This is a genomic window from Chitinophaga filiformis (genome assembly GCF_900102545.1).
Classification (GTDB): Bacteria; Bacteroidota; Bacteroidia; order Chitinophagales; family Chitinophagaceae; genus Chitinophaga; species Chitinophaga filiformis.
Genome location: NZ_FNBN01000002.1, coordinates 447642 through 470700, shown reverse-complemented (window position 1 = coordinate 470700; position 23059 = coordinate 447642). Strand labels below are relative to the sequence as shown.

The 23059-nt window shown below is 45.2% G+C and carries 14 protein-coding genes; 11 read left to right on the top strand and 3 right to left on the bottom strand.

The window, feature by feature from the left end:
* Positions 1-46: 46 nt before the first annotated feature.
* Positions 47-997: an alpha/beta fold hydrolase gene (locus tag BLR32_RS08365; protein WP_089830553.1), complete on the bottom strand. Its 951-nt coding sequence runs from the start codon at positions 995-997 to the stop codon at positions 47-49.
* A gap of 210 nt (positions 998-1207) precedes the next feature.
* Between BLR32_RS08365 and BLR32_RS08360 the strand changes: the two genes are divergently transcribed.
* Entirely contained in the window at positions 1208-1912 is a 705-nt protein-coding gene (locus BLR32_RS08360; protein WP_089830552.1) for an SMUG2 DNA glycosylase family protein, read from the top strand.
* A 139-nt stretch (positions 1913-2051) separates the two neighbouring features.
* Here BLR32_RS08360 and BLR32_RS08355 read toward each other — a convergent pair whose 3' ends face one another.
* Both BLR32_RS08355 and BLR32_RS08350 read right to left on the bottom strand, forming a co-directional pair.
* On the bottom strand, positions 2052-2426 hold the full coding sequence (locus tag BLR32_RS08355) for a hypothetical protein (RefSeq protein ID WP_089830550.1): 375 nt from the start codon (positions 2424-2426) through the stop codon (positions 2052-2054).
* Positions 2427-2430: 4 nt separating this feature from the next.
* Positions 2431-2835, bottom strand: a complete 405-nt coding sequence (locus BLR32_RS08350) for a HEPN domain-containing protein (protein WP_143011395.1) — start codon at positions 2833-2835, stop codon at positions 2431-2433.
* Between the two features lie 471 nt (positions 2836-3306).
* Between BLR32_RS08350 and BLR32_RS08345 the strand changes: the two genes are divergently transcribed.
* From BLR32_RS08345 to BLR32_RS08305, 10 genes are all read left to right on the top strand, one after another.
* Positions 3307-4185, top strand: coding sequence for a DMT family transporter (locus BLR32_RS08345; protein ID WP_089830546.1), 879 nt, complete (start codon positions 3307-3309; stop codon positions 4183-4185).
* 617 nt (positions 4186-4802) lie between these two features.
* Positions 4803-7919, top strand: a complete 3117-nt coding sequence (locus BLR32_RS08340) for a SusC/RagA family TonB-linked outer membrane protein (protein ID WP_089830544.1) — start codon at positions 4803-4805, stop codon at positions 7917-7919.
* Between the two features lie 32 nt (positions 7920-7951).
* Entirely contained in the window at positions 7952-9412 is a 1461-nt protein-coding gene (locus BLR32_RS08335) for a RagB/SusD family nutrient uptake outer membrane protein (RefSeq protein WP_089830542.1), read from the top strand.
* Positions 9413-9443: 31 nt separating this feature from the next.
* Positions 9444-11282, top strand: a complete 1839-nt coding sequence (locus BLR32_RS08330) for an arylsulfatase (protein WP_089830540.1) — start codon at positions 9444-9446, stop codon at positions 11280-11282.
* Positions 11283-11425: 143 nt separating this feature from the next.
* Positions 11426-11587 (top strand): hypothetical protein, encoded by a 162-nt coding sequence (locus BLR32_RS33975; RefSeq protein WP_176842207.1) that lies wholly within the window; start codon positions 11426-11428, stop codon positions 11585-11587.
* A 47-nt stretch (positions 11588-11634) separates the two neighbouring features.
* Positions 11635-12537, top strand: a complete 903-nt coding sequence (locus tag BLR32_RS08325; protein WP_089830538.1) for a sterol desaturase family protein — start codon at positions 11635-11637, stop codon at positions 12535-12537.
* A gap of 178 nt (positions 12538-12715) precedes the next feature.
* Positions 12716-16645, top strand: a complete 3930-nt coding sequence (locus BLR32_RS08320; RefSeq protein ID WP_245705383.1) for a hybrid sensor histidine kinase/response regulator transcription factor — start codon at positions 12716-12718, stop codon at positions 16643-16645.
* 133 nt (positions 16646-16778) lie between these two features.
* Complete coding sequence (locus BLR32_RS08315; RefSeq protein ID WP_089830534.1) at positions 16779-19883, top strand: SusC/RagA family TonB-linked outer membrane protein; 3105 nt, start codon at positions 16779-16781, stop codon at positions 19881-19883.
* Positions 19884-19902: 19 nt separating this feature from the next.
* Positions 19903-21576 carry a RagB/SusD family nutrient uptake outer membrane protein gene (locus BLR32_RS08310; RefSeq protein WP_089832101.1) on the top strand — a complete coding sequence of 558 codons (1674 nt, stop codon included), beginning with the start codon at positions 19903-19905 and terminating at the stop codon, positions 21574-21576.
* A gap of 1 nt (position 21577) precedes the next feature.
* Complete coding sequence (locus tag BLR32_RS08305; RefSeq protein ID WP_089830533.1) at positions 21578-23059, top strand: glycoside hydrolase family 30 protein; 1482 nt, start codon at positions 21578-21580, stop codon at positions 23057-23059.

The window sequence follows — 23059 nt, the reverse complement described above, 5'->3', positions numbered from 1 at the left end:
GATATATGCGGCTTAGAATATCCTTTAGAAAAGAATTGCTAACTAATTATTTTAAAAAGTCGTTTGCCTCCTGTACAAACTGTTCGGGATACTGCGTAAACGCAGCGTGACCTGCATCCGGATAAACGGACAGACGGTCATTTGGTATATGCTGAGACATGTTAACTGCGTTGATCACAGGAACAGGAACGTCTTTCTGGCCTTGTATGTGCAGAACAGGTTGTGTGATCGTTTCGAGCTCTTTTAACGCATTGGGATATGGTTGAGCCCATGCCAGCACCGCTGTCAATTGAGCGCTAAAGCTTTCATTACTTAATGGTGCATCGCGGTTTACCGTGCGTTTCTGTACTCTTGCATAAGACAGTTTGCCAGCATTTCTGCTTTCTGCGGATGATGTGAATCCGAAGAGAAGGAAGGACTCTTCAGGGCTCAGGCCTGCAGCGGCTGACAATAAATTAGGCAGATTGGATAGTCCTTCACTACCTTTTGGACCGGTTCCGGTTAGTATGATCTTATTTACCAGCGTTGGTTCAGTAAGCGCTATCTGTTGTGTAACAAATCCTCCCATAGAAAAGCCCATCAGATTCACCTTATTATAGCCCAGCGCTTTTATAAATGTGACAGCGCCTTTTGCCATATCAGCAATCGTAGCCGGTGTTTTACCTGTGGATGATCCCACACCCTGGTTGTCAAATATGATCACCTTGTGTTTTTGAGCAAGCCCATTGGTAATAGCCGGATCCCAGTCATCCATTGACGCTCCCAGCGGAGACAGGAGGATCAGTGGAGTATCTTTTTTCTCTCCTAAAACCCGGTAAGCATACTTTGTATCACCTGCGTCAATAAACTGTGTGGTGGCTGTCTGGTGATAATCTACTGTTACTGTTTCATTGTCTTTGGATGGTGTTTCGTCTTTATCGCAGGAGGCAATGCTCAGCGCCAGCATGGCGAATAAGGCGAGACGTTTCATAGCAATAATTGTTCTGTTGTTTCTCATAGTTTTAAGTTTAGATCTGTGAGTGATTGATAGATCAAAACTAGACTTATGAGGGGGTGGAGGCAATGTAAAAGTCCGTTAAGGAGGCTAAATTTGTGCTGAACCGGTCAGATGAGACCGTGAATAGGCAGGGCTCATTTAGGGGAAAAGTATCCGGTAATTGTATTACGCTAAGAAGAAACAGCGTATTTTTACTGCCCAAATCCTATCATGAAGAAGAAGACATTTGCCGACCACGTCATTGATTTCAATACCAACCTGCATTATACAGGCTCCCTGCCACCGGGCGTCAGGATCATGAACCCTTTCCGTGAGCAGCCGCAGGTGATGGATATCATGCAGCAATTTTACCGCAAGTATTATAACGATCATCATCCGCGTCGCATAATTATGGGTATTAATCCCGGCCGCTTAGGTTCTGGCGCGACCGGTATTCCCTTTACAGATACCAAAAGATTGACAGAAGTGCTGGGAATTGGTATTGAAGGGCTGAAAACACACGAGCCTTCGTCTGTATTCGTTTATGATGTGATCAGCGCATATGGAGGGCCTGCTGCCTTTTACCATGATTTCTATTTCGCATCGGTTTCTCCGCTGGGATTCACAGCTATACAGCCGGATGGCTCTGAAGTCAATTATAACTACTACGACAGTAAAGCGCTGATCAATGCAGTATATGACTTTATGGTGAAGAGCATCCGTCAGCAACTGGAATTTGGTGTGGATACCCGTGTCTGTTACTGCTTTGGTACTGGTAAGAATGCCGCCTTCCTGAAGAAACTGAATGAGAAGGAAGGTTTTTTTGAAACGATTGTTCCTCTGGAACACCCCCGTTTTGTCATGCAATACCGGTTGAAGCGTAAAGAGGAATTTATCAGTAAATACCTGGAGGCGTTTGCGGATTACAAAAAGTAAGAGCATTAGCTTCCCAAGCTAATGCTCTACTGACTGAGCTATTCGCTCCTGATGTAAGTGTAATTATGCCAATTGTAAACGACGTATCATATTGAATTGTGAAACTAAGAAGACATGTAGCCCGACAAGCTCAGTCTTTTCAGGCCAGACTAATTCTTTGGCCTGGTGTTGGTAAAACATCCCTCGGAAACTGGAAGTGGGATTGCTCTTTGGCTATTTTACCGTTAGTATTCCATTCAAATGCAGGATCCGATATTTTCAGTATCGAATCTGAGGAAATGAAGGTAATATCTTCGTTTTCAAATAATGTCTTAAACTCCAGGGAGATTGGAATCCAGCATTTGTCGAGAGCGGTGTTATTGTAATATTCCTCTTCGGGAGTTAGCTCAACGATATGAGTGCTAATTGCATCATTATATGCATACCTTATGGTAATTGTTTTGAAAGCGTTGGCTAAAAGCCCCAGTTTTTCTTTAATAAACTCAACGGAGGAGTTATTCGATTTGTTAAACATAGAATTAAATTTTATTAACGAGGTAAATAATACTATTAGCTTTGTTTAAGGCGTCATGAACTTCTTCCTGTATTATAAATTCATCCGAATAATCTGCTTTTTCTCTTAAGTGCTTCAGTTCCGGATATTGTTTCTGATACCATTTGTAATCCTTAAAATCGTTATTAGCTATTTCATTGCCAATTAATTTGAATGCCTGCATATGTGAGCTAATGCCGTTGTGTTTACCTTTCGCAATGAACTCATTTTTAGCAATCTTTTTCTTCGTAAATAAGCAATGAAACATTGTTTGTAAACAGGAGTAAAACGAACAATGTACACTACTACAATAGATCTTTTTTTTAATCAAATATCTGGCAGAAAGCAGACTCTGATCAGACTTTTCTTTAAAGGAAAGTGTATTATTCATAGATTAACAATATTTCAATAGATAGAGATATGGTAAAATTGTTTTGGACCCCAGATGGCATCAAAAGAAACAAACACCATTCTGCCATCAATATTATTAATTCTTATTCATACAAATGACATCCCCTAATAAAATGAACGAAATGGTTTATGCAATACTACATTTCCAAAAATGAATAACCACCCACCAACAGCTTATTACACTTTATTGTAAACGAGCCAGCTCATGGCTTTTAGCTTGTTCACCTGAAATAAGAATCAGGAACGGGAGAATTTAGTTTTTACTATATTTGCCGGAATTACTTCAATAACTATGAACAGAAAGAGTTGTCTCCCTCCTCCGGGATTTTAATATTTCTTCAATAGAAGATAGCTGATGGTTCTCTCCGTCGGTAGTTTATTTATTCTTCCAATTTCAATTGACTGTTAATATTAAATTGCTTGTCCCGTAGTGACGTGCGGATAATTCTATATGAAAAGACCATATCTCATATTACATGTGGCGGTAATGCTTGCTGGTTTCACCGGAGTATTTGGTAAGCTCATTTCTCTCAACGAAGGGTTGCTGGTTTGGTATAGGGTATTCTTCTCTTTTATCTGGCTATTTTTCATTTTGAAGCTGGTGAAGGCGAATACTGCAATTCCGGTTCGCCAAAAGTTTGACGTTGCAAAAATTGGCATGCTGATCACCATTCATTGGGTGTTCTTTTATGGCAGCATTAAATATTCTAACATTTCCATCGGGGTTGTTTGTTACAGTCTGACCAGTTTCTTTACTGCCATCTTTGAGCCTTTGCTTAATAAAAAAAGGTTCGTTCTCACGGAGCTTTTATTAAGCCTGCTTACTTTGTTGGGCATTGCCCTTATCTTTCATTTTGACGCATCTTACCAGTTTGGCATCGTGCTGGGAGTAATTTCTTCTGCTTTTGCCGCGCTTTATACAATTTATAATGAACGCCTGGTGAGAAACTATGATAGTAAGTTGATCAATTACTATCAGATGATGGGAGGGACGATCGGTTTAGGGATCTTACTACCCATATATCTTCACTATTTCCCGGTCGAAGGTCTTATTCCCGGCGTAAAGGATACAATCTACCTGCTGTTCTTATCGTTGATTTGCACGGTGGCTTTGTACATAATGTTTGCAGAAACGTTAAAAAGAATACCTGCCTTTACGGTAAATCTCAGTTTCAATCTGGAGCCTATCTATGCGATAATAATGGCCTTCCTGTTTTTTGCAGAAGGGAAGGAGGTGAATGCATCTTTTTATGTAGGATTACTGTTTGTAGGGACTTCGGTTGTTTTGCAAACGGTGATTTCTGTGAGAAGTAAGCGTAAGCTGGTGTAGTAATTCCTGTAATTTGCGACTAACAATAAGACTAACAGAAAGCATTCTGAAACGAGAATGCTTTCTTAATATAGGAGGTCGGAGGCTAACGCTATCATCGCATAGAAAGATACTACTTAGATAAGCAATGAACAGAAAAGCAGCATCCCTATAAATTTATTAGTACATTAATTTGGTGGACTAATAATTACTTTCTATTTTTGAATCGAAAATTAAGCGTACTTCCCTGTAATATATTGCCAAATGACACACAAGGGATCAACCAAATATCAAATAAGAAACATCTCCAGCAGCAAAAGCTACTGCTGCTGTTGTTGTTGCTGAAGTACAACAAAACGCTAATCCTGGCCATATTTCGCCCGAATTTCCACTCAACACTCATGTCGGTAAACCGTATTCCCTGCAAAAGGGAACGTAATCTTTATAAACTAAAAGTATGTTGTTGAACAATGTTATCGTAAATAATCGGGGTGCACCTTATTGTATGCCTGTAATGGTAAAAAGTTGACCGGCACTGCGGGAACAGTGCCGGCCTGACTAAACAAATCTCTGGATGTACTACTCTGCGAATGATCGCGGGGCAGTATCGTATTGTCTAATCACTAATCGCAAATTTAATGAAAAAAGTTCTCTTGCTTATTTCCTGGTTAACAGGGATAGCACCTGTAACGTTATATGCCCAATCCTCTTCCGATCCTGTAATTAATTCTACACTCACCGGTACTGTACTTGACAGTAAAACAGCCACCCCCGTCATTGGTGCGCTGGTCAGAATTAAAGGCACCACCAACCAGGTATTGACCGATTCAAAAGGGAACTTCCAGTTCAAAACAGGTCAGAAGCTGCCATACATTATTGAAGCCGTTTTCATAGGGTACAAAAAACAAGAGATCAAGGCTGACGGTTCTCCGCTAAAGATCCTATTACAGGAGAATGAAAGTCAGCTGAACGAAGTCGTTGTGGTCGGGTATGGTACACAACGTAAAAGCGATATTACCGGGTCTGTGGCCAGCGTATCCAAGGTATTACTGGCGCAGCCTGCTGCCGCATTTGATAATCTCCTGCAGGGAAGTGTGCCGGGCGTAGCTGTGACACAGAGTTCCGGACAGCCAGGCAGTACGGCTACCATCCGCGTACGTGGCGGGAACTCAATCAGCTTCGGGAATGCTCCCTTATATGTGATAGACGGGTTTATCATCTATAATAACAACGACTACGCAAATACAGGCGCTTCTAACGGTACCGGTGTCAATGCATTGTCAACCATCAACCCCAGCGATATCGCCTCAATAGAGGTGCTGAAAGACGCTTCCGCGACCGCTATCTATGGTTCCCGCGGAGCCAATGGAGTGATCATTATCACTACTAAAAGAGGCCGTCGGGGCCATGATGAAGTGAGCTACAATACATATGTTGGTACTCAACAGGTAAGAAAGAAACTGGACCTGCTCAACGCCAGGCAATGGGGCGAACTGGTAAACGATATTAACGTGAGCACAGGAAGTCCGAAGACATACGGCGATGCAGATCTTGCTGCACTTGGCGAAGGCTCCGACTGGCAGGATGCTGCCCTCCGGAAAAAAGCACTGCAGAACCATGAACTGTCCTTTTCGGGAGGAGATGAGAAGTCCAGGTACCTTATTTCGGGTAATTACTTTGATCAGGGAGGTATTATCATTAATACCGGGTTTAAACGTTACTCTGGTCGTGTGAATTATGAACGTACGGTGACTGACCGGCTTAAGATTGCTACCAATATCTTCGGTAGTCAGTCGATAGAAGATAAGTTATATGGAAACGCTTATAACAGCCTCAATTTCCAGAGTACTGCCTTTGCCAACCTGTTGCAGGTGTCGCCGGTAGCAAAGATCAGAAATGAAGATGGTAGCTACAATACGAGCAGTCCTTTTTCCGCTAATCCTACCAATCCGATCCAGGATTTTGCCTCTACAATCAATAAAACTTACCTGAGAAGGATCCTGGCAAATACTTCACTGGAATATAAGCTGCTTAAAGAACTTACCCTGAAAATAACAGGCGGTGCAGACCTGATCAATACAAAACAGAATTACTATTCTCCCAGCTATGCCGGTTCGCCCGGAGGAACTGCTACCGGTTATGCCACGGGAGGATATGCTTCTGTGGGTAGCCTGAACGCTACTACCTGGATCAATGAGAATACGCTGACCTACGACCATGCTTTCGGGGAGGAGCATTTCCTGAACGTACTGGCAGGTTATACCATGCAGCATCAGAAGGATGAATCTGCCGTGGCCAGTGCGCAGAAATTTCCTAATGACCTTACTTCCTTTAATAATCTGAACTATGCCAGTACAGCTGTATTGTCTGTTTCCGACGGACATGAATCTTCTCTGAATTCCTACCTGGCCAGGGTGAATTATTCTTATCAGCATAAATACAATTTCACCTTGTCATTGCGTGCAGATGGTTCCTCCAGACTGGGAAAGAATAATCGCTGGGGATATTTCCCTTCGGTAGGGTTTTCGTGGAACGCAGGAAAGGAAACTTTTGCGCAACAATGGGGAAATGCTGTCAGCGACCTGAAACTCAGACTATCTGTTGGCAGAACGGGTAATTCGGAAGTGCCGCCATATAGCTCACTGGCTGCACTGGCGCCATCGAACTACTATTTCAACGGAGCACTGGTAACAGGTATCGCACCTGTGCAGATCGCCAACCCGGATCTGAAATGGGAGACAACTACACAGTACAATGGTGGTATCGACTTCGGATTGATCAACAAACGGGTGAATGTATCGTTCGACGCCTACTATAAGAAGACGACAGACCTGTTGCTGAATGTGCCATTCCCACTGTATACCGGCTATTCCAGCGTATTACAGAATGTGGGAAGTGTAGAAAATAAAGGATTGGAATTAAGCATCACCTCAGATAACATCAAAGGAAAAGACTTTAACTGGAGATCTACATTGGTACTTGCTGCCAACAGGAATAAGGTACTGAGCCTGGGTGATGGTACAGACTATTATTTCCCATTGGCACCTACAGGATACGTTTCCCCTGTGATAGTAAAAGTAGGAGAACCGGTGGGTACTTTCTGGGGTTATAATACCAACGGTCTGATTACGAAAGAGGACGTACAGAAAGGCATTCCTGTATTGACCGGCGCATCGCAGCAGGTAGGGGATACGAAGTATGTGGATACCAACGGAGATGGAGTGATCACAACTGCCGACAAACATAGCCTGGGCAGTGCGCAGCCTAAGTTGACCTTTGGTTTTACCAATACACTGAATTATAAGGCCTTTGATCTGTCCTTTGTTTTCCAGGGTAGCTATGGCAACAAGATATTCAACTTCCTGCAGCAGAAACTGGAAATACCTACACTGTCGCTGAATGCCTCTGCCACGTTGCTAGACAGGTATAGCGATACTAATCCCAACGGGAAAGTGGCCAGGGCCACCAATGCACCGGTAGCACAGGTAACTGACCGGTATGTAGAAAACGGATCTTTCGTAAAACTGAAGAATATTTCATTAGGATACAGCCTTCCGGGGGGAGTACTGGAGAAAATTCATGCGAAACAACTCAGGATTTATGTAACTGCACAGAATATCCTGACATGGACAGATTATTCCGGTCTGGATCCGGAAGTAAACTTCTACGATAATGACAACACGAAACAGGGGATTGACTATGGCGCATATCCAAGCTCAAAAAGTTTCCTCGCCGGTTTAAGTGTTACATTCTGACAATTACCCTGCATGTTTTTAATACTAATACAATGACAAGATTATATACGATACTATTGATTGCCGGTGGGCTTGCGGCCTCCTGCAATAAATTGGATGAATCACCTTCTTCTCTCATCACCGCTTCACAATTTTACAAAACGCAGTCGGATGCCGTTGCCGCGGTATCTGCAGTGTATAGTGCCCTGAACACAGATGCGGCGGGCGACTTTCCGATGTACGGCAGGAATCTGAACCTGTTAACGGGGAATGGCAGCGACGACCAGGTGTTTAGTCCGTCGAATACCAATACAGACGTACGGGCATTAGGTACAGCCACCTATGTTGCCACCAATGACAGGGTGAAGAAGAACTGGCAGCAACATTATTTCGCTATCAGCCGTGCAAACATTGCAATTGACAATATTCCATCTATCGATTTTGATACGACGGTACGGGCACGTCTCGTAAGGGAAGCAAAGTTTATTCGCGGACTGGTGTATTTCAATATCGTGCGTTTCTGGGGAGATGCGCCACTTATTTTACATGATCCTTCCACTATAGATGTAAATGCACAGAAGGTAAAAAGGGCGCCGAAAGACAGTGTATATGCGCAGATCATTTCAGATCTTACTGCTTCCACACTATTGCCTAAAACATATACGGGCGGAAATATCGGGCGTGCTACCAGTGGTGCTGCTCACGCATTGCTGGCAAAAGTGTATGTGACCCGCAGGGAATGGGGTAAGGCCCTGACCGAAATTAATGAGGTCATCAATGGCGGATACGGCTATGCCTTATTTGAAAAATATCTCGATGTTTTCCAGCAGGCAACGAAGAACGGAAAGGAGCATATTTTCTCCGTACAGTTCGGGACGAACCTTGGTGCCAAGAACAGCTCCCAGACGCTGAGCAGTGGCAATTTCTCTTCTTTTAATACCGCTGTATATCCGGGAGATCTTCCTGCTGACAGCACGCTGTTCCAGTTGTTTGCTGCAACAGATACCCGCAGGGATGTTACATTCCTGACCCGTATTTATAATGCGGCCACCGGGAACTACGTCACCTTCAGCCCCGCCCGTTTTGCCAAGTTCATAGATTACTCGCTGACGCCATTAAACAACCAGGCACAGAGCGGTATCAATTTCCCGGTGATCAGGTATGCGGATATCCTCCTGCTGAAAGCAGAGGTATTGAATGAACTGAATAATGGCCCTACGGCAGACGCTTACGCTGCCATCAACCAGGTGAGAAGCCGTGCAAATGTTGCAGGGCTAACTACAGGATTGAGCCAGGCGGACTTTCGCGATTCCGTTTTCCTGGAAAGAAGAAAGGAGTTTATACAGGAAGGCATGCGCTGGTTTGACCTGTCAAGAAGAGGAGGCAGTTATCTCTATGATGCGCTGAAAAAGCTGCCGGCAAAGACAGGGGCGGCATTAAAAGATACGCTGTTTCCTATTCCTCAGGCGGAGATCGACATCAATGGGGAATTAACAAATAACCCGGGCTGGTAATCACATCGTCATAAAAAAATAATAACACAACATGAAATTTCTCGTTTTAACTGCATTTACATTAATGACAGTGCTGGGGGTAAGCGCACAGCAAACCTATCAGGGCACAGTGGGCCGTACGTTGGCTGAATCAAAAGAATGGTGGCCGGCACAGGTAAAACCGCCGGCAGGTTCTCCGAATGTGATATGGATATTGCTGGATGATGTGGGCTTCGGCGCCACCAGTACTTTCGGAGGTGTGATCAGCACCCCCACATTTGACAGCCTGGCTAACAACGGCCTGCGCTACACCAATTTTCATACGGCTGCTATCTGCGCGCCTACAAGGGCAGCATTAATGACCGGAAGGAACCATCATGCTGTGCATATGGGCGGCTTTGCACATTACTTTTCTTCTGCCGGCTTCCCCGGATACGACGGACGTATACCTTCCAGTTCAGGGACCATCGCAGAGGTCCTGAAAGAGAACGGGTACAACACTTTTGCAGTGGGTAAATACGGGCTCACCCCTGACGAAGATACTTCAGACGCAGGCCCCTTTGACCGCTGGCCTTCCGGTAAAGGCTTTGAACATTTCTTCGGCTTCCTGGGCTCTGCTACAGATCAGTATAAACCAGCATTAGTGGAAGATAACGTGAACATCAAACCCGATGGCAGACACCTCAGCGAGCAGATCACCGATAAGGCAATCAGCTACATCGCCAGACAAAAAGCAGCAGCGCCCGATAAGCCTTTCTTCCTGTACTACGCACCAGCAGCCACGCATTCTCCTCACCAGGTGGCCACAGAATGGAGCGACCGGTATAAGGGACAGTTTGATGATGGCTGGGACGCATTCAGAGAGAAAGTTTTCGCCAATCAGAAGAAGCAGGGCATCATTCCTGCCAATGCAAAGTTGCCGGAAAGGAACCCGTATATAACGGCCTGGAATGAGCTCAAACCTGACCAGAAAAAGCTGTACGCACGCTTTATGGAAGTTTATGCCGGTTACCTGACTTATACTGATTACCAGGTAAGTCGCGTGATTAATTACCTGAGATCTATCAATCAGCTGGATAATACGCTGATCTTCGTCGTAGTTGGTGATAATGGAGCGAGTAAAGAAGGCACCCTGGAAGGCGTGGTGACCAATGGTCATTCTCCCAGAAGAAATAAGACTCTGTCACGCGATTCTGTCCGCTTATTCAACGAGGCGCATATCGCCCAGATAGGTACGCCGGAATCTGATGCCAATTATCCTTTAGGATGGGCACAGGCAGCCAACACGCCATTCAAATACTGGAAACAGGATGCTAATTCAGAAGGAGGGACCCGTAACCCACTGATCGTGTTCTATCCGAAAGAGATCAAAGCCAAAGGCGAAATACGCACACAGTACGGACATGTAACAGACCTTCTGCCTACTACGCTGGAATTCCTGCATATTCCTTTCCCGCAACAGATCAGGGGCATTCAACAGGATAGCCTGCATGGTACCTCCCTGGTATATTCCTTTACCAATGCCAACGCGCCTTCACGGCATACGGAACAGTACTATTATATTTTTGGCTCCAGGGCTATTTATAAAGACGGATGGAAAGCCGGGGCTGCACATCATCCCAACTATGAAGACCTGAATGGTTTTTCAGATGCGGGTAAAGCCATCAAAAAAGATTTTGACAAAGACGAATGGGAGCTGTATAACCTGAACGATGACTTCAATGAGCGGGTGAACCTGGCGGATAAATATCCGGAGAAACTGGCGGAGTTGAAGAAGCTCTTCGAGCAGGATGCAAAGAAGTATAATATCTATCCGTATATCGACTGGGAGGACGTGTTTAATGCAAGGTTGATCAACTCAAGAAAATTACTCACCGCCGCTCCTAAATGATACCCGTATGATAGTACAGGATATTTTGTTACTGATCAGAAAGATAATTGTAGGTATTATCATTTTTTTAATACCGCTGATTATTATCGCTGGCGCTTTGTGGCTGATCCAGCATTGGCTCTTAACATGAAAATATAATCATCATGAAAACGGATAAGATCACACAGCAAAGAATTGTCAGAGATGCACTGATAAGCATCGTGTTGTATGCATTGCCTGTATTGCTGATGCTATTGTCGTTCAGCATCAGCGGTGAAAGACCGTGGAAGCAGCATACGCAGACAATTGTAAAAGCGTCAAGATAACATTTTATTACCTGTACCGGCGTTGCTGGTACACAAAACTTAATCTGATGTTACATTATATAGAACTTGTCTTTAGAAATCTAAACGGATGGGGACTGCCGGTGATCATGCTAATCGTTGGTATCGTTGAATTCTCCTTTGGCTTGTATGAGAACAGGTGGACGAAAAATGAACGGATACTGGACATTGTATGTTTCGTTGTACCTAAGATCGTAGTGCGGCCGCTTATTGCCTACGTGGGTGTATTGTTTCTGCCTACGCTGTTGCCCGATGCAAAAAATATATTTGCCTGGGTACCGTTCTGGTGGGGATTTGCTATCATCGCTGTAGGCGATGATCTGACACAATACTGGTATCACCGCCTGCATCACCAGTTGCCCTGGTTATGGCGTTTTCACCGTACGCATCATTCTGCGCCTTATATGGGAATGGCGATGGCCAGCCGGCAGAATATCATCTACACCATTTTCTTTTCACAGATCTATCTGACCACCACCCTGGTGTACCTCGGACTGGGATACCCGGTATTGTTTGTGACAGGTATCAAGGCCTTGATCACAACGGCAGCGCATTCCAGTATTAAATGGGATAAACCCTTCTATACCATCCGGTGGCTGCAGCCTATTGGTTGGGTGATGGAAAGACTGATCTCAACCCCGGCTACTCACCATGCCCATCATGCAGACAGTAATGATGATGGTGTAGGGCATTATAAAGGGAATTTTGGAAATATGTTCTTTATCTGGGATATCATATTTGGGACAGGGATTATTACCCGGCAATATCCCAGCGGATATGGCATTAAACATTACAAGGAGGAAGAGTGGTACGCGCAGTTCCTCTGGCCGGTGTTTAAATCCAAACGGAAGGGCAGTGAGTTGGCGGTAGATGGTCCGGTGGTGGGCGACAGCGAACCTGTGCTGACTGTGCCGCCGTTGGTGAAGGCATAAATGATATTCTGCTGACAGAAAGGCCTCCGGGATCACTGATCCGGAGGCTTTCTGTTTGAATATACTGATGAATGACCCTTATGTGTGAAATATGATATTGTTGAATGGGATTATGAAAAAAATGTTATTTTGACCGCAAATTAGCGCTTACAGAATGCGGTGGACAATGTTGATATGGATGACCATTTCCATAAATGGTCTCTTTGCTGCTGAGCAACCTTTGCGGTATTTAAGTATAGAAAATGGGCTTTCCAACAATGCAGTCGTAAATGTTTACCAGGATTATAAAGGCTTCATGTGGTTCGGAACATACGACGGATTGAACCGGTATGATGGCTATAAATTCAGGATCTACAGGAACAGGATAGGCGACAGTACATCTCTTATTGATAATGGTATTTATACGATTGACGGTGATACCGATCATCGCCTGTGGATAGGAGGGCGAAAAGGGATCAGCATATTTGACCCGGTAAATGAACATTTTTCCGTGGCCAGGAATGCTGCAACCGGTAAACCCGTGGAAGGAAATATTCACGTCATCAAGGCAGGAAATGACGGTATGGTGCTGGTGGGTTCGGAGAGCAGGGGACTCTTATTGTTTACCAGGCATACAGCTGCAGGGCGACAGATTCCGGTAGATAATAACCTGAACTATGAAGTAACAGCCATTGACTTTAATGCGGATAAAACCGCAGCTTATATTTTCGTCCAGGGCATCGGATTATGTAAATATGATTGCAGTAAATCTATCGTTACTGTTATCAACAGGGAGTTAACCCAGGCCAACTGCGTGAAGGTGGATAAAGATGGCGCTCTCTGGATTGGGACAGATAAAGGACTTTTCAGATATAACGGTACCTACTCGAACAATTACCTGGAAGAGAAGAGTAAGATCGTGAGTCTCTGTTCAGATAAACAGGGAATACTGTGGGCGGCCTCTGATGGCCATGGAATATTCGTAGTAAAGGATGGAGCGGCAAGACACAGTGATTATGCACTTAGCAGTAATGCCGTCTATTCGATCTGTGAGGACAGAGAAGGCCGTAAGTGGATCGGTACCCTGCGGGGAGGCGTTAATATTATTGATAACCGTCGTAATTTATTTGAGCAGCATGCCTTCAAGGGAAGCACAGTAGACAATTTCATTCTTTCCTTCTGCGAAGGGGATGGTAAAAATATATGGATAGGCACAGATGGCGGCGGACTAAAATACTGGAACCGGGAGAACAATACTGTTAAGAACTACAACTACGACCCGGGAAACAAACTGGCTGTCAGCAGCAATTTTATTACCGGTATGCTGCAGGACTCCCACGGTGATCTGTGGATAGCTACCTGGTTTGGTGGCATCAATAAATATAACAGAAGCCGGGACGCATTTGATCACTATGCTTGTTTTAATCCTTTTACCAAAGCTGCGGAGAATAATGTTTGGGTCGTCTATGAAGACGCGCAGAAGCGGTTATGGGCCAGCACGACGAACAATGGTACATTATACATCTTTAACCGCCAGACAGATACTTTCGAACTGTTTGACAGGGCGCTGGTGAATATCCAGAGCCTGGCGGAAGATCGTAAGGGTAACATGTGGGCCGGGAACTATTCCTCACTGATAAAGATTGACCGCGATCATAAGCAGCACCATACCTATCCCATTGGTTATACCGTCAGGGCCATCCATGAAGACCGGCGGGGAAACCTGTGGATTGGAACAGAGGGAGGAGGATTATTACTCTTCAACACGGTAACCGGTAAGTTCAGGCGTTTCTCGGAAGCTGAAGGACTGCCCGGTAATACGGTACTCCGCTTGCTGGAAGACGACAAGGGAAATCTTTGGTTAAGTACCTTCAACGGACTGGCAAAGTTTGACCCGGTACAGTATACCTGCCGGAACTTCTCACATACGGATGGGCTGCAGAGCAACCAGTTTTCCTATAATGCCGCTTTAAGGCTGAGATCGGGGGAATTCCTTTTCGGAGGCATTAAAGGCTTTAATATTTTCCATCCTGACAGTATTTATGAGCGGAGTAACTTTTCGCCCGCTTTCCTGACGGATATCCGCCTGAATAATGTCCCTGTCGGGCAGAATACGGAATACATTTCGAAAAGATCCCTGGAGAATATAGAAGAAATAACCGTCCCTTACGATAAGGCAGCGGTTTCACTGGACTTTGTGGCGCTGGAATATACCTCGCCTGATAAGATCGGGTACAGCTACCAGCTGGAAAACTGGGATAAGGGCTGGAATGATGCGAGAGAATCCCGTACGGCCAATTATACCCACCTCCCCGAGGGGAATTACAACTTCATGATCAAAGTGACAAACGCGGATGGGAAATGGGGGGACGAGAAACAACTATTAAGGATCATCGTGCTGCCTCCCTGGTATCGCACTCCCTGGGCTTATGGTATCTATATAGCGCTTATCCTCGGCGTCATCTCCCTTTATATACAATATAAGTCCCGCCAGGAAAGGCTGCGATACGAGATCCGGCTGGCGCACCTGGAGAGTGAAAAGGAGAAGGAGATCAATGAGAAGAAACTGTCCTTCTTTACGAATATCTCCCATGAATTCCGGACCCCGCTCACCCTGATCATTAATCCGCTGAAGGAGCTGAAAGACAATGAAAAGCTGGGGGTGGTATACAGGAACGCGAGACGCTTACTAAGCCTGGTGGACCAGTTATTATTATTCCGGAAAGCTGATAATGAGGAATTAAAGGTCACTAAGTTTGATATTACCTTACTGTGTGAGGAGGTATTCCTCTGTTTTACCCAGCAAGCCGAGACCCGCAATATCAGGTACCGGTTCCTGGCAGATAGTAATGGCTCTCTTGAAATATGCGCCAACTATGAACAGATAGAAATAGCCCTCTTCAATTTGCTTTCTAATGCCTTTAAGTTTACTCCTGATGGGGGAGAAATCTCTTTCCATATCCAGAGAACAGCAGGTGGAGTTGATATCGTGTTGAAGGATTCAGGAGCAGGTATTCCGGAGACGATGGGCGACAAGATATTTGACAAATTCCAGCATGGGGATAGTCATAGTTCTGGATTTGGGATCGGACTTTACCTGGTGAAGAAATTCATTGAAAATCATAAGGGGAACGTCACCTATACCAGTAAAGTTAACGAAGGGACCACCTTCTGTGTCCACCTGAAGACAGGAACGGAGCATTTTGACGCCCTGTTACTCAAGGAGGAACCGGTGAAGAAGTCGGCCATCCTGGACGAACTGATAGATGATCTATACCGGAAACCGGAAAAGCCTGCATCTCCCGAAGAAATGATCACGGAAAAGAGGACTGTCCTCCTGATAGACGACAATGCTGAGATCAGGGAGTACCTGCGCCGGCTTTTCGAGGACAAGTACATTGTTTACGAAGCGGAAAACGGTACGGAGGGTTTTACCGCGGTAGAGAAGTATATGCCGGACCTGGTGATCAGTGATATCCATATGGAGGGAATGAACGGGATTGAATTGTGCAGGAAGATCAAGGAGACGGATATTATCAGCCATATCCCGGTTATTCTGCTCACATCCGCCTCTTCTTCAGAGGCGAAAATGGAAGGGATAGAAGGTGGCGCGGATGATTATATTACCAAACCGTTTGACAGCGCCCTGCTGTTGGTAAAGGTCCAGACGATTATCAGGAACCGTAACCTGTTACAACAATATTTCCAGGAAAATATTACACTCAGAACCAGTTATGTGAAAGTACCGGCTGAATACCAGGACTTTCTGAAAAGATGTATAGAAATAGTAGAAGATAATCTGGGGAACGAAGATTTTTCCATTAAGACCTTCACACAGGCAATAGGCATGAGCCATTCCAGCCTTTATAAGAAAGTAAAATCAATCTCGGGACAGACGATCAATGCCTTTATCCGTTCTATCCGGCTTAGGAAGGCAGCAGTTTTAATGTTAAAGGAGAATTATACCGTCAACCAGGCTGCCTTCCAGGTGGGAATCGCTGATATTAAATATTTCAGGGAGCAGTTTCATAAACTGTTTGGGATGAATCCTTCGGCTTACGTCAAAAAGTACAGGCATTCTTTTAACCAGGACCTGAACGTGGTAAAATCAGACAATTCTGCAGTCTGAAATATGAAATTACCCCCTTTTTTAAGCGATTTACCCCCTCTGCGGGTCCTTTTTATCCACCTAATTTAGTCACATAATTACCACGTAATCATAGTGCAACCAACTATCAATCAACTTTAAAGGAATGTACGTTATGAAAAAATGTTTATCGACGGTAGTGAAATTAGTGTCACTACGACAGTTGCTGATGGTCCTTCTCCTCTCCCTGTCCCTAGCCCCTGAATTACGGGCGCAAAAGCAAAATATTACAGGGAAAGTGTCTGAAGCGACTGGGGCGATTCCCGGTGTGAGTGTCCGTATAAAAGGAACCAACCAGGGAACGCTGACGAATGACCAGGGTAAATTTACCCTGATGGCCAATGTAGGGGATACCTTAATCTTTAATCACGTTTCATACGTAAGCCAGGCAGTTGCGGTTAAAAGTACTGCCCCGGTAAATGTAACGCTCACATCCGTGAGCCAGAATGTAAATGAAGTGGTGGTAGTAGGTTATGGTACCCAGAAAAAAGCGACCCTTACCGGTTCTATTTCTGTGGTAAAAGGGGCCGATATCGTAAAAAGCCCTCAGCCAAACGTATCCAACGCGCTGGCTGGCCGCTTCTCTGGTGTAATTGCCAACAACAGGTCTGGTGAGCCAGGTTACGATGGTTCCACTGTGAGCATCCGTGGATTGGCAACTACCGGTAGTAATGATGTCCTCATCGTGGTAGACGGGGTGCCCGGACAGATCGGTGGTCTGGAAAGGCTGGATCCCAATGATATAGAAAGTATCAGTGTACTGAAAGACGCATCTGCAGCGGTATATGGTAGCCGTGCAGCAAATGGTGTGATCCTGGTAACCACCAAAAGGGGTAAAACAGGTAAGCCTGTAATCTCTTATAGCTTTAACCAGGGATTTTCTTCTCCAACCCGCCTGCCAAAAATGGCTGATGCGGCAACTTATGCCACTATCAGGAATGAGATTCAGTATTATGCGCTGCCGGCAAATGGTATGAACCAGGTGTACAGCGCTGATCAGATCCAGAAGTTCAGAGATGGTTCTGATCCCCTGCATTATCCAAACACTGACTGGCAGAAAGAAACGCTGAAAAATACTGCGCTGCAGAGCCAGCATAGCCTGTCGGTAAATGGTGGTGGTGAGAATGTAAGATATTATGTGTCCCTGGGTATGATCAAACAGGACGGTATCTATAAACATGGTGTAACAGATTACAATCAGTACAACTTCAGGTCAAATATCGATGCGGATGTTACCAAAAGATTGAAAGTAAGCCTCTATCTGTCAGGCCGTGAAGAAGACCGTATGTATCCGGTAACCGGTGCGGGAGATATCTTCCGTTCTATTTACCGCGCTTATCCTACAGTGGCAGCACGTTATCCTAATGGCTTACCAACTTCCGGTATCGAGAACAATAACCCGATACTGCAGGTAACCGATATAGGCGGTACCAACAGGAACCCTACACAGGTGTTCAATGGTATCCTGAAAGGCAGCTATGCCATTCCGGGTGTAGATGGTCTTTCCCTGGATGGATTCATGTCTATCGACAAATCATGGAGCTTCGGCAAATCATTTGCTAAGCCATACGCAGTGTATGACTTTGTAGAAGCAACCAACACTTATAAGAAAACAGTCATCGGTGGTTCTAACCAAATGGCTACGCTGTCTGAAGGACAACTGAACAAAGCGCTGATCACCTCCAACATCAAGCTGAACTATGCACGCAGGTTTGGTAAGCACGATGTAAGTGCCTTCGTAGCATATGAGCAGAGTAAAACATCCCTGGATAGTCTTGGCGCCTACAGGATGAATTTCCCGACAACGCTGACACCTGAATTATCTCAGGGTGGCGCTGCTTCAACAGATAAAGATAACTCCGGTAAGAGCTACACCTTTACGAGGAAGAGTTATTTCGGCAGACTGGCCTATAACTACGCGGAAAAATATCTCCTCGAGGCGCAGGCCCGTATTGACGGTTCTTCTACTTTCCCGGCTGGCCAGCGCTATGGTTTCTTCCCTTCAGTATCTGCCGGTTGGCGCGTATCACAGGAAGAATGGTTTAAGTCTTCAGTAGGCTTTATCAACGACCTGAAGCTGCGTGGTTCCTATGGTACATTGGGTAATGATAATGTGGGACTGTTCCAGTACTTCGATAACTATTCCCTGAATAACCAGTATGTGCTCGGTTCCGTTGTGCACTCAGGTATCGATCTTACCAAGCTCGGTAACCCAAACATTACCTGGGAAGTAGCGAAAAAGCTGGACATAGGTTTCAATGCACAGTTCCTGAAACACCTGTCACTGGAATTCATCTATTTCCAGCAGAAACGTAGTGACATCCTCACGCCAAGGAATGCCTCTATTCCACAGATATCAGGTATCGTAAATCCATACGGTGCTGATCCGCTCGTGCCGTCTGAGAATATCGGAAAGGTGAACAGCAATGGTATTGAAGCAACCTTGGGATATGACAACCGCACTGCCACCGGTATCGGTTATCATATCAGCACGAACTTTACTTACGCAAAAAACAAAGTGATCTTCATCGATGAAGCGGCAGGAACATTGGATTACCAGCGGAAAACCGGCAGGCCAATGAATACAGAGCTGCTGTACAATGCAATTGGTATTTTCAGAACGCAGGCAGATCTGGATAAATTTCCACACGTGAAAGGTGCGCAGCTTGGTGACCTGATTTATGAAGATTACAATAAGGATGGTCAGATCACTGCAGACGACCAGACAAGAATGCCATACAGCAATATTCCTCAGATCACTTACGGTGCTGTATTGGGCGCTGATTACAAAGGCTTTGATGTCTCCGTGGTATTTGCAGGGCAGGCGCGTGTAAGCCAGTATGTATTACCTGAAGCAGGTACTATCGGTAACTACTATAGCAGCTGGGCCGATAACCGCTGGAGTCCGTCAAATCCTAACGGATCTTATCCTAAAGTAGACGAAAGAGCTTCTTCTTCTATCAACGGTGGTCTGTATAAGAACTCCTTCTGGTTGAACAATGCTTCTTTCCTCCGTCTGAAGAACGTAGAACTTGGCTATAACGTGAACGCAGGTATTTTATCCCGTATGAATATCTCCGGCCTGAGAATATACGCCAGCGCCTTCAACCTGTTCACTTTCACCAAAGTGAAAGACTATGATCCGGAAGGCTTTAGCGGCAGCGGACAGTTCTATCCGCAGCAACGTATTGTGAATGTGGGTGCGAATGTTAAGTTTTAATTCCGTAAAAATTCCATCAATGAAAACTAGTAAGAAAATATTATACGCGATGCTTCTTGCCGGAGGAATATTCACCTCCTGTAAAAAGAATTACCTGGATATTGTACCTTCTGATAAGATTGCTGATGTGGCAGTATTGGCTGACTCCTCTTTGTTTGAGAGCTATGTTATTAACCGTTACATGGGCGTAAGACTACAGGATAAGGAAGCTGAAGGAACGCCTCCGGGCTTCGGCAGAGGTTTTGAATATGCAATGTGGAGTGCACTCACAGATGAAGCCATATATAACAACGATGATAATACCTGGCTGATACAAAGAGGTATGCTGGCGCCGGAAAATACCGGTATTGCCGGTACTATCTGGGGTCGGAGTTACCGCAGTATCCGCGAATGTAACTATGGCCTGAACAATATTATGCAGGTGGGAATGAGCGATCAGCTAAGAGCTAAACTGAGAGGTGAACTGCATTTTATCAGAGCTTTCCGTTACCAGGACCTTATCAGGAACTATGGCGGCGTTATTTTAATGGGCGACAAAGTATACAATCTCGGTGATGACATGACCGATGCCTCCCTCTATACCAAGTCTTCTTTGAAAGACTGTATCGCTTATGCGGTGGCTGAACTGGATTCTGCTGCACAGTATCTGCCTGTTGTGAACGACAACAGCTGGCAGGCGGGCCGCGCCACCAAAGGTGCAGCGCTGGCATTGAAAGCACGCCTGTTATTATACGCGGCCAGCCCACTGTATAATGTAGGTAGCTGGGCAGATGCTGCAGCAGCTGCAAAAGCGGTGATGGACATGAACCAGTACTCAATTGCACCGGATTATTCGAAATTGTTCCTGAACACCAGCAATAACGAGATTATTTTCGCCAGACAATATGCAATAGGTGCCCGCCACGTATGCCTGGAAATCGCAAACGGACCAAATGGTTATAATGGCTGGGGTGGAAACATACCGTTGCAGAACCTGGTGGATGCGTACGAAATGAAGAGTGGTAAACCGATCACTGATGCCTCTTCCGGATACGACGCAACTAATCCTTATGCAAACCGTGATGCCCGTTTTTATGCGACCGTACTTTATAATGGCGCTATTTACAGAGGAGATACTGTTAAAACGTATACTCCGGGTGGTAAAGACAGTAAAGACGGTCCTTCTAACTGGAATACTTCGAAAACTGGTTATTACCTGCGTAAATTCATGGATGACAACAATCCTATAGATAACCCATGGAACGTAGCCGGCTTACAGCCATGGATCTATCTCCGCTATGCGGAAGTCCTGCTGAGCTATGCAGAAGCGCAGAACGAAGCAGTAGGCCCAGATGCATCCGTATATGATGCGGTGAACCAGGTAAGACAGCGTGCAAGCGTTAAACAGCCGGTACTGGCCGCAGGTCTGTCCAAAGACCAGATGAGGGAAGCGATCAGAAGGGAAAGACAGGTGGAACTGGCTTTCGAAGAGCACCGCTTTTATGATGTACGTCGCTGGAAGATTGCCATGGAGACAGAAAACGTTCCTGCTTATGGTATGACCGTGACGTTGGATAGCAATAAAAAACCAGTATATACAAAGATGGTAGCATTGAGCAACCGTTCCTTCGCAGAAAAGAACTACTGGCTGCCTATTCCAAGAACAGAGATCCAGGCTTCAAATAATAAGCTGGAACAAACAAGTGGATATTAGTATGAAAGTGATCATTGTATCTGCATTATTGCTTTATACATGTATGCATACCGCGGCGGGACAGACCGCCGCGGTGCATATAAGCATCGATCCGGAAGTGACTTATCAGACGATTGACAATTTCGGCGCTTCAGATGCCTGGTCTACGCAATTTGTAGGAAACTGGCCGGCAGAAAAGAAGAACAGAATGGCAGACTGGCTGTTTAGCACAGACACGACTGCTACGGGGCAACCTAAAGGCATCGGACTATCCCTGTGGCGCTATAATATAGGTGCGGGCAGTGCTGAACAGGGAGAAAGCAGTGGCATCAAAGACGAATGGCACAGGGCTAACAGCTGGCAGACACAATCAGGACAGCTTTGGTTCCTGCAGGCAGCGAAAGAGAGAAAGGTGAAACAATTCCTGGCATTCCTGAATAGTCCTCCTGTTAGTCTGACCCTCAACGGCAGAGCATTTGCTGATAAAGGTAATTCAAACATAGGTCCTGATAAATACGATGCTTTTGCTGCTTATATAGCAGATGCACTTGAAGGCATCCATAAAGCTACCGGTACCCGTTTTGACTTCATCAGTCCCGTGAATGAACCACAATGGGACTGGAGTGATAACAAGCAGGAGGGATGCCCTTACAACAATGATCAGATCAGTGCCTTGACGAGAAGTCTGAGCAAAACATTGACAGCACGCAAACTGTCTACAAAAATAGTGATCGGGGAAGCCGGTCAGCTGAACTACCTGTTTGATGGTAGAGATAAGCCCGCGAAAGGTAAACAGATCAATGCTTTCTTTGACATCAGCTCTCCGCAATACCTGGGGAACCTGCCGAATGTTTATCACAATATTTTAGGTCATAGTTATTTTACCACCTCACCCAATAACATCGCGGTGCAGGTAAGAGAGGAAGTAGCGAAACATGTTAAGCAAATAAACGGACTGGGATTCTGGCAATCAGAATACTGTATACTCGGTGACAATGCCGGAGAGATCAATGGCGAAAAAAGGGACTATGGAATGGAAGCGGCATTGTACCTGGCCCGTGTTATCCATAATGATCTGACTATTGCTAATGCCACAGCATGGCAATACTGGCTGGCGATATCTCCTTATGATTATAAGGATGGATTGATTTATATAGATAAAAACAAACAGGATGGTGAGTTCCGCGACAGTAAAATGCTGTGGGCACTCGGCAACTATAGCCGCTTTGTAAGACCCGGAGCAAAAAGGATCAGGGCTGAAATACAGGGAGACAGTACATTGCTGGTCTCCGCCTATAAAAATACGGATCGCACCATCAGTGTAGTGATCGTAAACAATGCGAACGAGAATAAACATATTTCACTGGACCGTAAGAAGGGACAGTTCCGGAGGCTGCGTTCCTATGTGACTTCCGAAACAGATAACCTGCACCCTCTTGCTGTAAACAATAGTCTCACCATACCCGCCAGGGCTGTTGTTACAGTGACAGAAAGTATTAATTAA